At 72.5% G+C, this 12,936-nt stretch carries 9 protein-coding genes; 6 read left to right on the top strand and 3 right to left on the bottom strand.

Translation table 11 applies throughout. The annotated features are described in order from the left end of the window. Window positions 1-48 precede the first annotated feature (48 nt). The 3 genes from AB0O09_RS14320 to AB0O09_RS14310 all read right to left on the bottom strand — a co-directional run bounded on the left by AB0O09_RS14320 (window position 49) and on the right by AB0O09_RS14310 (window position 2,980). The gene (locus AB0O09_RS14320) at window positions 49-1,755 is read right to left on the bottom strand and encodes a hypothetical protein (RefSeq protein WP_363541929.1); all 1,707 of its coding nucleotides are present in this window, start codon (window positions 1,753-1,755) and stop codon (window positions 49-51) included. Continuing rightward, the gene (locus tag AB0O09_RS14315) at window positions 1,752-2,420 is read right to left on the bottom strand and encodes a hypothetical protein (RefSeq protein WP_363541928.1); all 669 of its coding nucleotides are present in this window, start codon (window positions 2,418-2,420) and stop codon (window positions 1,752-1,754) included. The genes AB0O09_RS14320 and AB0O09_RS14315 overlap by 4 nt, the downstream gene beginning before the upstream one ends. A gap of 251 nt (window positions 2,421-2,671) precedes the next feature. After that, the gene (locus tag AB0O09_RS14310) at window positions 2,672-2,980 is read right to left on the bottom strand and encodes a hypothetical protein (protein WP_363541927.1); all 309 of its coding nucleotides are present in this window, start codon (window positions 2,978-2,980) and stop codon (window positions 2,672-2,674) included. Between the two features lie 995 nt (window positions 2,981-3,975). On the opposite strand from AB0O09_RS14310, the gene AB0O09_RS14305 reads away from it, so the two are divergent. The 6 genes from AB0O09_RS14305 to AB0O09_RS14280 all read left to right on the top strand — a co-directional run bounded on the left by AB0O09_RS14305 (window position 3,976) and on the right by AB0O09_RS14280 (window position 12,724). Continuing rightward, complete coding sequence (locus tag AB0O09_RS14305; RefSeq protein WP_363541926.1) at window positions 3,976-5,118, top strand: hypothetical protein; 1,143 nt, start codon at window positions 3,976-3,978, stop codon at window positions 5,116-5,118. Continuing rightward, complete coding sequence (locus AB0O09_RS14300; RefSeq protein ID WP_363541925.1) at window positions 5,118-5,447, top strand: hypothetical protein; 330 nt, start codon at window positions 5,118-5,120, stop codon at window positions 5,445-5,447. Before AB0O09_RS14305 ends, AB0O09_RS14300 begins: the two co-directional genes overlap by 1 nt. Further along, a complete protein-coding gene (locus AB0O09_RS14295; protein WP_363541924.1) occupies window positions 5,444-6,139 on the top strand; it encodes a hypothetical protein in 696 nt (231 codons plus the stop codon). Before AB0O09_RS14300 ends, AB0O09_RS14295 begins: the two co-directional genes overlap by 4 nt. Further along, window positions 6,139-8,730, top strand: coding sequence for an ATP-binding protein (locus AB0O09_RS14290; protein WP_363541923.1), 2,592 nt, complete (start codon window positions 6,139-6,141; stop codon window positions 8,728-8,730). The genes AB0O09_RS14295 and AB0O09_RS14290 overlap by 1 nt, the downstream gene beginning before the upstream one ends. A 143-nt stretch (window positions 8,731-8,873) precedes the next feature. Next, a complete protein-coding gene (locus tag AB0O09_RS14285) occupies window positions 8,874-11,606 on the top strand; it encodes a hypothetical protein (RefSeq protein ID WP_363541921.1) in 2,733 nt (910 codons plus the stop codon). Next, on the top strand, window positions 11,603-12,724 hold the full coding sequence (locus tag AB0O09_RS14280) for an NlpC/P60 family protein (RefSeq protein WP_363541920.1): 1,122 nt from the start codon (window positions 11,603-11,605) through the stop codon (window positions 12,722-12,724). Before AB0O09_RS14285 ends, AB0O09_RS14280 begins: the two co-directional genes overlap by 4 nt. The last annotated feature ends 212 nt before the right edge of the window (window positions 12,725-12,936 follow it).

Here is a 12,936-nt window from a genome sequence, read left to right as displayed (position 1 = left end):
CCAGGGCTGCGTATGGAGGTGCACCGAGATGTGTACTCACTTGTGTGCTCACGCCGTCAGAGCCTGGCGTAGCTGGTCGAGGCAGTCTGGGCACATGCGCAGCGCGGGTGGGGTGCCGGTTCCCGGGCGGCCGCACGGGTCGCCTCCGAGGCCGTTCGGTCCGGGGGCCTCGCACCGCCAGGTGACCGCGGTCTTGGCGGCCGTGCGGCGCGGGGTCGTGCCGGTGGGCCGCTTCGGTGCCGGCGGCTGCTGGTCGGGTGCGGCGGTGGCCTGCTCCAGGTGCTGTCGGGCGTGCTCGGCCTGCCGCTCGGCGGCCTGCAGGCCGCAGGTGTGGCAGTCGTCGCCGGTGCCGAGGATGATGCCGCGTTCGCAGTCGGGTCGCTCGCATTCCTGGGCGCTAAGGATGGTGGCGAGGTAGCCGACCGGGCGTCGGATCTCGCCGGCCGCGATCCGCTCCGGGACTCCGGCCCGCCACCAGCCCGCGTTGATCCGGGCCAGTGCGTGCTCCGGAGTGCGGCCTGCTCGGAGCAGGTCGCGCACCGCGCGGCGCAGCGGCGGCACTCGGACGGCGGGGTGGGTGCTGGCGCCGAGGGCGTCGACCATGGCGAAGACTTCTTCCTCTCCCGGGACGGGGCGGGAGGGGGTGGTGCGGGTCGTTTTGATGCGGGGCTTCTTCGCGGTCGCGGCGGAGCCGCTGGTGCGGTTCGGCTTGGAGGCCGCGGGTGTGCTGCGCGGCTTGCGCGCGAAACCACCCGCAGATGCCCTCCGGGCGTCCGGAAGGGGCTCGTCTCCACCGTTCTCACTACTTCTCTTAATGGCCTTCGCGTGGTGACCAGACCCCCCTTCGGCTGGTGACCCCACCCCCCTTCGCGTGGTGACCGCACCCCCCTTCGGCTGGTGACCACACCCCTCGGTGAAGGTGACCAGTTCGGCGTCGTCGCGGGCAGCGGCGCGACGGCGCCACAGGCGGGCGTCGAGGAGGAAGTAGCTGTTGGCCGCCTGGCCGCCGCCGTCCGCGGCGGGGAAGTAGTTCTCGCGCGTCGCGAGCAGGCCGTCGCCGCGCATCTGCGCGAGTGCGGCGTTCACCGCGGTCCGTCCGAGGCCGGTACACGCGCAGAGCTCCGCGACGGTCGGGGGGCGGTCGGTGATGGCCCGGTTGTTGATGTTCACGAAGCTGGCGACGGCCGCGTAGACGCTCTTGTAGTTCGGCGAGCGACGTTCGGTGCGGGCGATGCGGGCGTCGAGCTTCACGTAGTCGATGCCGGGTGTCCGGCGGACGCGGGGCAGCGGCCGCCCGTTTGGCCCGAGAAGAGGGGTGGGTGCCGGGTCGGCGGCGCGCTCCAGGAGCTGGCGAGCCCAGCGCTCGCGGTCGGTCAGCCGGTACAGGCTGGCGTCCGCGACGGCAGGATGCTCGGGCGAGGTCTGGCCCTCGACGACCAGGAACCTGCGGTCGACCAGGTCCACCACCGCCCGGTCGAAAGTCTTCGGGGAGCGGCCCATGCAGGCGGCGACGGTCTTGCGGTAGGGGAGCATCTGGTGGCGCAGCTCCTGGGACCAGCCGGCCACCGACTCGGCGGTCAGGGTCATGTGGTGCTCGATGTCGGCGAACGTGGCGAGGGCCATGTAGGCGGCCTTGGTGGTCGTGGGGCAGGAGCCGTCGCGGGCAAGCCGGGCGTCGAACTCGATGTAGTCGAGCCCGGTGCACACCAGCCGGCCGTCCGGGCTCGTGGACAGCCGGGTGAGGAAGTCGGTCACCGGACCACCGCCGGGGCGAGGTCGCGGCCGCGGGTCACGTACACCCCGGCCCGGTCGGCGTCGAAGACCACCGTGCGGCGCTCCGGGAAGAGGCACGGGTCAGAACCGGGCACGGGCCACGACGATGGCGCCTGCTCCGGGATCTGGTCGAGGGCGGTGCGGACGACGTGGGCGAGGAGCTCCCAGGCGTCGCGGGTCCAGGGATGGGCGGGCCCGAACTCGATCACCGCGTCGTCCACGAGGCCGCCAGCCCAAGTGCGGGCGATGACGGTGCGGCCCTCGGCGAGGACGACCTGGACGGCCGTGTACTCCGCCCGGTACCAGTACGGCGGGACGGCCGGCTTAGCGAGCGACACCGCGGGCGCCGTGTCCCTGCGGGCCGGGGCTGCGGGCTGCGGGCGCCGGCCGGTGATGGCGCGGGCGGTCCGGCACGCGAGGGGGACGGGCCACAGCAGAACGGCCACGATCCAGACGGCGGCGGCAAGGACGGCGGCCCGGCGTCCGGTGCCGATGTCCCGGCGGTGGACGCGCCCGAGGGGGCTGCTGATCCCGGTGAGCGCGAGGTAGGTGGCGCCGGCGGTCAGGTAGGTGGCGGCGGCCAAGGTGGCCAAGCGGACGGGGACGCTCAGCCCGAGGCCGGGCAGCAGGACGGCGGGAAGCTGCATGGGGTTCTCCTCGGTGACGGTGATCGACGCCCGAGGTAACCCCGCACTCCTTGACGCATCCCTTGACGATCAAGGAGTGCTTTCATAACGACTCCACAACTCCGCGCATCAAGGTGGCTGCCCCACCTTGATGCCCGTGCCGGTGACCTGTGACAGCGAACTTGGACCGCGTGCCACCGGAGGTGGATCGAACCCAGTTCGTGACAGCGAAGATGGACCACCAGAGGCACCGCACTGTCAGCGCGGGCGCGTCAAATTGACGGGGCGAGTCCGCTGTTGACGATGCGGGTCCAGAGCCTGTGGTGCCACTCGTTGGCATCGGGCGCGGGCTCAGTGGTCAGGACCGGATTCGGGCCTGTCTCGATTAGGTGCAGCAGGGTCCAGGCGACGCCGTAGCAGTCGTCCGGACCGAAGCAGGCGACCAGTGCCCGGGCCTCCTCGCCGGTCACGGGTTTGGCGATGGCTTCGAGTTGGTCGCATCGCCGGCCGATCTCCTCCTCGTCGGCATCCCAGTCGGGAAGGGGGCCTTCGGCCACGAACGCCTGTACTTCTGGTCTCATCCGCGAATGATCACCCTCAGCGGGCGGCCGGGGCAAGGTCGCTCCGCCGGGACACGTGGCGCCTGCCTCTGCTTGGCGAGGTGGCTGCGGACCTTGACGGTGGTCTCGCACCGCATCGGCCGACGGCGGTGAGCAGCAGTACGGCCACCCCGACCTGAGTAGCGGTGGTCCATCTCCGCTGTCACGAACTGGGTTCGATCCATCTCCGGTGGCACGCGGTCCAGATTCGCTGTCACAGGACAGCCGGTCAACGTTCGCGTGCGCATGCGCAACCGGCTCGGCGGCTTGCGCAGGGCTTTGCTCCGCCGCCTTGCGCATGCGCACGGGGCCACCTCTTGCGCAGCCTCTTTGCGCTTGCGCACGGGTCACCGTCGGCGGCTTGCGCATGCGCAATCGGGCGGGGCGCTCCGCCGCCGAGTCTTCCCGAGCGCTTGCGCACGGCCTCGCCGGCTTCGGCGGCATGCGCAGCGCACGAGGGCCCTGGGTTGCGCTTGCGCGCCCGAACAGTCGACCGATCGGGGGGACAGCGGGGGCGCCCTGGCTCGGAGACCGGCCCGCGGCCGGCTTCGGATCGGGCGCCCGGGTGCGCCGAGCACCAGCCGTCGGGGTGTTCCCCGCGCTGGGAGGGAGCCGCTGGCAGGCCATCAAGGAGTTCGGGGCCGGCCATCAAGGAGTTCCTGCCCGACCGTCAAGGAATCCCGCCAGGGCGGGATCGGCCGTCAAGGTATCGGCCTTGGCAGGACCCCTCGCCATCAAGGAATCGGCGCCGGGCCCGGCAGGCCATCAAGGAATCGCCCCGGGCGCCGCTGGGGCCGTCAAGGTATGCCCTCCGTACCTTGACGGCCCCTCGGGATTCCTTGATGGCTGACGGAAAAACCCAGGTCAGAGCTTTGACAGGGGCCGATATGAAGCCGTTACCGCAGCGGCTTCGATCATCAAGGGATCCGTCAAGGTGTGCGGGGTTCCTTGGGTCGACAGCAGATCCGCTGACGACCTTGGAGCTGACCTTGGGACTCTTCCCCTCCCGGCGCGACCGCGCGCCGGCCCCTTCTCCGATCGCTTCCGACGGCGATCTGCGGCGCGCCCAACACCGCGCTGCCGCCACCCGGGCAGGCATCTGGGCCTCCCTGGCCGCTGGCTGGCTGGGCCTGGCCGGGTCGCTCGCCCTGCCGCAGATCGCCCAGGGCGCCCCCGTCGTCCAGGCCACCGCCCCGCCGACGATCGCCCCGCCCACCGGCTACGCCGAGCAGTTCGTGGACCTCTGGCTGCGCGGGACACCGGAGGGGCAGTCGTCCGATGCGCTGCGCGCCATGGCCCCGACGGTCGATGCGCCGCGGCCGACCGGCCTTGCGCGCGCAAGCGTCCAGAAGGTCGTGGCGGTGCGCAGCGTGCCGATGGGCGGGCGCACGTGGCAGGTGACCGTCGCCGCGACGATGGTCCTCCCGTCGGCCGCGCAAGGCGACGGCGATGCGCAAAGCTCCGCGCAAGGTTCTGCGCAAAGCCCTGCGCAGAGCTCTGCGCAAGGCGGAGCCGGTGCGCAAGGCCGCGGTGCGCAGCCGGGTGTGAGTGCGCAGCCGGGTGAGTTGACGGTGCGGTACTTCGCGGTGCCGGTGCAGATGGTCCGGTCCGGGTCGTCGGCGGGGGCGCCGGATTCGCTGGCGGTGGTTGCGGCGCCGGCTCTGGTGGCGGCGCCGCCGGTGTTGCCGGGGGCGGATCCGGTGCAGCGGGCGTACTCGGCGTCGATCAGTGATGGGCCGATCCGGCAGACGGTGACGGACTACCTGAGCGCGTACCTGACCGGTCGGGGTGACAGTGCCCGGTATCTGTCGCCGGGCGTGAGGGTGCCGGCGCCGGGGTCGCCGTACTCGAAGGTGACGGTCGAGACGCTGTCGGCGGCCGGTGCGGTGCCGTCCGCTCCGGTGGACGGGACGGTGCTCGAGGTGCAGGCCGAGATCCGTGCCACCGATGCGGTCGGCGAGTGGCCGCTGACCTACCCGCTGCGTCTGCAGGCCCGGGCCGGCCGCTGGGAGATCGCGGCCCTCGCCCCGGCTACCTCCTCCTCGTCCTCTTCCTCTTCTTCCGCCGGTGTGAGTTCCTCGCCGCAGCCGGCTCCTTCTACCTCGAACGGGGTGCGGTGATGGGCGCTCAGAACACGGTGATCCTCGCGGGGGCCGTGCAGAACTTCGGCAACGCGTGGGCCGAGACGCTGAAGACGTGGATCGGCGCGGGTCTGATGATCGCGCTCGGCGCGATCGTGATCATCCACGCGGTCCGGAAGATGAGCATCAAGGCGGCGATCGGCGGCCTGATCGGTCTGGTGATCTGCTGGTCGATCTACGCGAACCGCACCTCGATCGCCTCCATGTTCGACAGCGAGTACACCGACCACCCGGGCGCCCCGGCCCCGGCCCAGGGTGCGCACCGCCTGCCGGCTGAGCTGCCCGTCGTGTTCACGGGCCGGCTGTGAGCAGCGCCGCGCGTCCCAGGATCGGCCGTTCCTACACCCGGGCCCGCAGGCACCCGTGGGTGCTGGGCAAGTTGGGTGACTGGCGGATCCCGATGGGTCCGTACACGCCGCCGCAGCTCGCGGTCGCCTCGATCGGGGCGTTCGCCTTGATCAAGACGTTCACGTGGTGGGCGCCGGTGCTGGGCCCGCTGCCGGTGGTGGCGTGGGGGTTCGCGATCTGGGCCGCGCGGCATTCGCGGATCGGCGGCCGTTCCCCGTTCCTGGTCGTCCTGGACGCTCTGTCCCTGGCGACCGCTCCCCGGGCGGGCCGCATGGCCGGCCGGGCGGTGCGGCCGATGCGGCCGGTCGTGATGTCCGGCTCCTTCTTCATCGAGGACACCGCCGGTCCGGGCTTCGCCGAGGACGCCGTCGGTTCGGGCCCCGCGGCCGCCGAGCAGACGCCCGCCCCCGTTCCTGCAGCGGCATCCGCCACTTTCTCGCCTCCGGCCAGTCCGGAGCCGGCCTACCCGCAGCGCGGAGTCCGCCGCTCGGACGCCTCTCTTGGGGAGCGGGTCGTGTCCGGCACCCGGCCTGCCCGGCCCCGCCGGACGGCGGCTGGCCCCGGCGGTGCGAGTGCTCCGGCACTCACCCCCCTTCAGCAGATGCTCGCCGCGGCCGCAGCCGCCAACCAGACCGAGATGGGAGACCAGTGATGAGGGTTGCGATCAGGCACATCTCCGGCCACCTGGTGTGGTCGACGTCCGGCGCCGTGTGGGCGTTTTGGCGGATCAGCCCGGTCGGCTCCCGGTACGCCTCCGCGCTGGAGCGCCAGGACGTGCTGGGCCGGGTCACTTCGCTGATCCGCTCGCTGTCCGGGGCGGTGCGCATCTACAGCCTGTGCGCGCAGGTCGACGCCCGCCAGGTCGCGATGCGGACCCTGGAGGGTATCGACCCGGCCGAGAACCCGGGCGCGGAGGAGAGCGCCGCGGCCGCCTACGAGATGCTGGCCGGCGCGGAGATGCACCGCCGCACGCTGTGGCTGGCGGTCCCGCTGCAGGCGCCGGGCCGCGCGGCGCAGCTCTCGCAGGCCCGCGGGTCGATGTGGGCGACGTTCGGCGAGCAGGCCGGCATGCCGATCGCGCCGGTGCCTTTGGCGGAGGTGCAGCTGTACCGGGGGGTGGCCCGGCAGGTCGAGGCCGGGTTCGGCGGCGGCCTGGAGATCCGTCCGGCCCGTCCGGCGGAGATCGTGTGGCTGCACCAGCACGCCGTGCACCGCGGCCAGGCCGAACCGCTGCTGTCCGACGCCGAGGCCAGCCGCAGCCGCGGTGGGCGGATCGTCGGCGCCCAGCTGCGCAGTCCGAGCTACGCGTCGCTGAGCCAGGTCCGGCTGCTGGAGGGCGGTATGGAGCCCGCTCCGGACGCCGAGGCGGCGCCGGAGGGGCGGGGCGGGCTGCGGCGGTGGCTGGCCTCCCGGTTCGACGGCACCGCGCTGTCGAAGCTGTGGCTGCAGGTGGAGACCGAAGACGGCACCGGCTACCAGACGCACCTCGCGCTGGAGGAGATCCCGCAGGCGGTGGCCGAGCAGGCCGCCGACATCCTCGCCCAGCTGGAGATCCTCCCCTACCCGGTCGACGCGGTGGTCGACATGACGCTGGTCGACTCCGCGAAGGCGAAGGCGCAGATCGCGAAGAAGAAGGCCGAGCTGGTGGATCAGGCCGACCAGTGGGCGACGCGGCCGACCGGCGCACCGGACTCCATCCCGCTCGCCGCAGAGACCCTCGGCGAGCAGGAAGCCCGCCTCGGCCGCACCAGCGTGGAGCGGGAGGTGCAGTCCCGCACCGTGCTCACCGTGTGGGGCGCGAGCGCGCAGCTGTGCGACGAGCGGGCCCGGGATCTGAAGGCGCGGCTGTCCGGCGCGGACTACGGGGTGATCGTGCCGCGCGGCGGCCAGGAGCGGCTGTTCGCGCTCGGCCTGCCCGGGGCGGGGCCCGCGTTGCGGGCCCGGGAGGTGACGCAGTACCAGCTGTCCGAGGACTGGGCGATGTCCGGTGCGCTCACCGCGAGCGAGCTGGGAGACGCGACCGGGCCGATGCTCGGCCGGAGCCTGGACGTGGGCACGGTGCGGCCGGTGCTGCTGGACCTGGCCGCGGCCCCGCAGAACAACGCGGCCGCATCCCTGGCCGTCCTCGGCGATCTCGGGTCGGGCAAGTCGGTGCTGCTGAAGAAGCTCACCGGCGACCTGGTCGACCGCGGGCACCGGGCGATCGTCATCGACCGGACCAACCAGCGCGAGTGGGCCGACTTCGCGCACGTCTTCGCCCCCGACCGGAGCCGGATCATCGACGCGGCGAAGGCCGAGGTGTCGATCGACCCGCTGCGCGTCCTGCCGCGGGCGGCCGGCGAGGCCGCGGCCCTGTCCTACCTGCTGCTGCAGTGCAACCTGGAAGCGATGTCCGCGCAGGGCGCGGCGCTGTCCCGCGCGGTGAAGAACGCCGCCCACAGCGCCCGCCCGCACATGGGCGCCGTCCTGGCCGAGCTGCGGTCGATCTCCACCGAGGGCGGCGCCCGCGGCGAGGCCGGCGCCGACGTCCTGGACCTGCTGCACACCGTCGCGGACCGGCCGCTCGCCGCGATGGTCTTCGACCCGTCGCTGCCCGCGCTGTCGCTGTCCGGCCTGCAGGCGGACCTGGTCGTCTTCACCACCAACGGCCTCACCCTACCCCCGAAGGAGGCACTGGCCAGGCCGGAGGTGCTGCGCACCCAGCCGCTGGAGGCGCTGATCGGCCGGGCCGTCCTCTACCTGATCGCGGCGATCTCCCGGCACGTGGCGTTCTCCGACCGGAGCCGGTTCTGCACGGTGGTCACCGACGAGTGCTACTGGCTGACCAGCAGCACCGAGGGCGCCTCCCTGGTCAAGGAGCTCGCGCACGACGGCCGCAAGCACAACGCCGGCCTGCTGATGGGCGGCCACGACGCCCTCGACCTCGGCAGCGAGACGATCCAGGGCCTCATCCCGCAGCGGGTCCTCGCCCGCACCACCGACGACGCCATGGCCAAGCGAGGACTTGCCTTCCTCGGCCTGCCCGGCGACGACGAGGCCCTGCTCCAGCTCGTCACCAGCGGCCTGTCCCCGCACGGCGACAAGGCCCGCGCCGGCGAGATGCTCCTGCGCGACGCCCGCGGCCGCATCGGCACGCTCAAGGTCATCGTCCCCCAGCTGCCCAAATACAGCGCCATCTTCACCACCCCCGGCGGCAGGAAGAACCCGCCCACCAAGACCTTCCAGAAGGCAGGCCTGCGATGAAGGCGACCACCGCGACGGCCCTGCGGCAAGAGGCTCAGCGTCTTCGGGTTGCGTGGCACGCGGCCGCCCGCGCCACACGGACGGTCGGCCGGTTCGCCGCCGCGTACTGGCCGGGCCGGCGCACCGCGTGGATGACCGTGGGCATGACGCTGCTGTTCCTGATCGCCGGTGCCTCCGCCGCCGATGCCGCGGACGGCAGCGAGCGCGGCGGCGTCCTGGCCCCGCTCAACGTCAAGAGCTCCGAGGGTGTGCCGCTGGACAGGTACGACCTGCAGTCCGAGAACGGCGGCATCACCGACCTGCGCAGCCACGTGTGCAACCTGCTGCTGGGGGCGGGATTCGCCTTGGTGCGGATCCTGGTCGGCCTGGTCTGCTGGGTCGTGAAGTGGATCTTCAATTTTCCGATCGTCTCCACCCTGACCGAGACCGCGAACTCGCTGCACTACGACTTCTTCCAGCTGATGGCCAACGACCTCAGCCTGTGGGGCATCTTCCTGGCGGCCGGTGTCGCGTTCGGTCTGGTCCTGGTGATGCGCGGCAAGGTCGGCCGCGGCCTGGGCGAGATCGTCCTCACCTTGCTGCTCGCCACCCTGGTCTCTCTGCCGGCGCTGATCCCCCGCCAGACGCTTGGACCTGACGGGCCGCTCGCGCAGACCCAGCAGGCCGCCCACGAAGTCGGACAGATGGCGGCCAACACGAACGGGCCCGACCCGCTCTGTGCCTCCGCGGAGGACAGAGATGACCCGTCCTGCCCGATGCGCAACATCCTCACCCGCACCCTCGTCGTCCAGCCCTATCAGCTCCTGCAGTACGGCCTGATCCCCGATGCGCACTCCGACAACAAGAACATCCGCGACCTCGCCGCCGTCCACGACGACTGGATCCACGGGCGGATCGACGGCCACACCGACTGCAAGGCCTCCGACATCCCCATCCTCGGCTCCGACGAGCTCTGCCCCGAGGACCAGAAGGCGTGGGACGCGCTGAAGGAGACGCTGAAGTCCAAGGGCCAGGAAGGAAAGGACGCCTACAACTTCGCGGTCAACTCCAACTGGGACCGGGTGGGCGGCGTCTTCCTGGTGTTCCTCGCCGCGCTGATCGTGGCGATCGTCGTTCTGTCCATGGCCCTGGTCCACCTGGGCTGCCAGTTCGCCGACGTGATCGCCGCCGCGATGACGTCCGCCGCGATGATCTGGGCGATGCTCCCCGGCGGTAACAGGGCGGCCCTGTGGAAGTGGCTCGGGGTCTTCATGACCAGCATCGTCACCGAGTTCGCCGTCTCCCTCGCCCTGCCGCTGTTCGCGCTCGGCGCCGACGGCATCATGTCCAACTCGCAGGGCACCGTCATGATCCAGCGCCTGCTGATCATGGACGGGTTCGCCATCGTCGTCCTGGTCTTCCACCGCCGGATCTTCGCCGCCGCCGGCCGGGTCGGCGACCGCTTCGCCACCCGCATGCGCTACGCCAAGATCGGCGGATCCGCCATGGCCGGCGACGACTCCCGCCTGGGCTTGGCGATGTCGCAGGCCATGGGCGGCCTCGCCCCGGGCGCAGGTGTCGGTCTCGGCGGCGGACTCGGCCTCGGAGGGTTCGGCGGCGGTTTCGGCGCTGGCAGCGGTGGCGGGGGTGGGATGCAGGCCGCGCTGCTGCGCCGCTCGCGGATCGGGCAGGGCCTGGCCGCGCTCGCCGACCCGGGCTTGGGGCCGATGAACGCTGGTGCGATGGCGGCCGGTGCGGCCGGGGAGCTGCGTCGCGGTTTCGCGGCGCTGGCGCTGCCGGCCCGGGCCGCGCACCACCTGGTCGTCGGCAGCCCGCTCTCCCCCGAGCAGCTCGCCCGGCGCCGCAAGCCGGTCGGCGGCAAGGGGCCGCTGGTCGTCGACGGCAAGACCGGGCAGATCCTGCACGACCCGTCGCAGGAGACCACGCCGCTGGGCCACACCGTGCACAACGCCCTGCTGCACACCCGCGCCGGACGGTTCGCGATCCGCGCCGGCCAGGTCGGCAAGCTCGGCTTCGACCTGTCCGCCGGTCTGCCCGCCGCCTGGGAGCGGCTGAATCGGGCGAGCGATCGGATGTGGAGCAGGGCCGGCCGGCAGTGGCAGCACTACTCCCACGTGCGCCGCGACTGGTCGGCCGACTGGACGGCCGGCGCCAAGGACATGGCCAAGGACGTCCCGGCCGCCTACAGCGCCACCACGGCGGGCTACAACACCGTCAAGGACGCCTACAACCATGCCTGGCACCAGGGTGCTGTTCTCGGCGAGGTGTACGGACCCGACGCCGTCGATGCGATGCGCGCCGCGGGAAGCGCCGCGCACCTGGCCGTCGACCTGGTGTCCGGCAGCGCCCTGATCGACACCGACGTCGCCGGCGCGAGCCCAGTCGCGGGGTACTCCGCGTACGCCGACGTGTGGGAGCACGCCCGCGGCCGCGGCCCGGAGTACCCCTTCTACGAGGTGGGTCCCAGCGAGGCCGAGCTGCAGGCCGGTGATGCGGCATCAGCTCCGATGGTCGAGGTGCGCTCCGGCCGCGGCGACACCAGGCCGGCCGACCTTGGGGCGGCGCTCGGGCCTGGCGTCCTGCCGCCGCCGCAGCCCGCGCAGGTCGTCGAGGATGCGCCCGGGATGGTCGTCAACCCGGTCACCGGCGAAATCATCTCCGGTCCGGGGCCGGATGCGGCCGCGGTGGTGCCGCCGGAGGTGATGCGGCGGGTCAGCCCGCGGCTGCGCGCACCGGAAGGCACCTCCCTGGAGGCACTGCGCCTGCGCCGCTCCCTCGGCGACACCGGCACTCCCCGTGCTGGCGCTGGTACCGATGCCGATGACCCGGGTGCCGGGGACTTCGGCGGAGACCTGGACGGGGGGCTCGGCCTGTGACCGGCGTGAAGAGGCTCAAGAAGCTGGGCTGCCTCGGAGTGATGCTGCTGGGCGTCGTGGCCCTGCTTCCAGCGCTCGCGATCGTCGACAACGACGTGAACAACTCCGCGTCGAGTCCGACCACGGTCCCGGTCGGCGCGATCGCCGGGATTCCGCAGCGGATGATGGCCGCCTACACGCGGGCCGCGGCCGCGATGCCGCAGATGGTGCCCGCCTGCAAGGGCATGACCTGGTCCCTGCTGGCCGGGATCGGCAAGGTCGAGTCCGACCACGCGAACGGCCACCAGATCGCGGCCAACGGCCTGATCAGCCCGCCGATCATCGGGCCGATCCTCGACGGCTCCGGCGCCGGCGGCAACACCAGCGCGATCCCGGACACCGACGGCGGCCGCTGGGACGGCAATACCCTGTTCGACGCCGCGGTCGGCCCGATGCAGTTCCTCCCCTCCACCTTCGCCGGGTACGCCGCACGGGTCCGCCCGGGCGGCGGCGCGACCCCGAACAACGCCGACGACGAGACGCTGGCCGCGGCGCTGTACCTGTGCGGGAACGGCCGCAACCTCGGCGACCCCGGCCAGCTCAACTCCGCGATCCTCTCCTACAACCACTCCTCCGCGTACGTGGACGAGGTCCTGCGCTGGAAGCGCCAGTACGAGCAGCTCGGCGCCTCCGGCGCGATCGGCGGCGCCTCCGAGAAGGCGCAGCGGGTGATCGCCGCCGCGCGCTCGCAGCTGGGGGTCCCGTACTCGTGGGGCGGTGGCGGGCCGGACGGGAAGTCGACCGGGATCTGCTGCTCCAAGGGCGGGCAGGACGGCCGCACGGTGGTGGGCTTCGACTGCTCCGGGCTGATGCAGTACGCGTTCGCGCAGGTCGGCGTGATGCTGCCGCGGGTGGCCGAGGACCAGGCGCAGGTGGGGCAGCGGATCCCCGCCTCGGCCGGCGTCGGCGCGCTGCAGCCCGGCGACATGGTCTTCTTCGGCAACAGCGGCGGGATCTACCACGTCGGCCTCTACATCGGCGGCGGCCAGATGCTTAACGCGCCCAAGCCGGGCGACGTCGTGAAGCAGGCCGCGGTCTGGAACTACGACTACGCGGGCGGCGCCCGCGTCCTCACCTGAGCCAAGGGACGGCCTCTCGTGACAAAGCGCTCCCCTCTCGCCCCGGCCATCGGCGCGGCCCTGCTGCTCGCCACCGGCCTGGCCCTGCTGGTCCCCGGCACACCGGCCCGGCCGGCCGCAGCCAGCGCGAGCCCGTCCACCGGCGCCGGCCCAATCGTGCAGTCGACCGCCCCACCCCCGCCGACTGTTCAGCCCTCGCCTCCTGCCTCCGC

The organism is Kitasatospora sp. NPDC093679 (genome assembly GCF_040683455.1).
GTDB lineage: Bacteria > Actinomycetota > Actinomycetes > Streptomycetales > Streptomycetaceae > Kitasatospora > Kitasatospora arboriphila.
Note: the sequence above shows the minus strand (reverse complement) of the source record. Positions and strands in the feature narration are given on the sequence as shown.

Bases quoted from the DNA above. Each gene is read 5' to 3' on its own strand.
- AB0O09_RS14300 (WP_363541925.1), top strand. From the start codon at position 5,118: ATGGGCGCTCAGAACACGGTGATCCTCGCGGGGGCCGTGCAGAACTTC.
- AB0O09_RS14310 (WP_363541927.1), bottom strand. From the start codon at position 2,980: ATGAGACCAGAAGTACAGGCGTTCGTGGCCGAAGGCCCCCTTCCCGAC.
- AB0O09_RS14290 (WP_363541923.1), top strand. From the start codon at position 6,139: ATGAGGGTTGCGATCAGGCACATCTCCGGCCACCTGGTGTGGTCGACG.
- AB0O09_RS14315 (WP_363541928.1), bottom strand. From the start codon at position 2,420: ATGCAGCTTCCCGCCGTCCTGCTGCCCGGCCTCGGGCTGAGCGTCCCC.
- AB0O09_RS14285 (WP_363541921.1), top strand. From the start codon at position 8,874: ATGACGCTGCTGTTCCTGATCGCCGGTGCCTCCGCCGCCGATGCCGCG.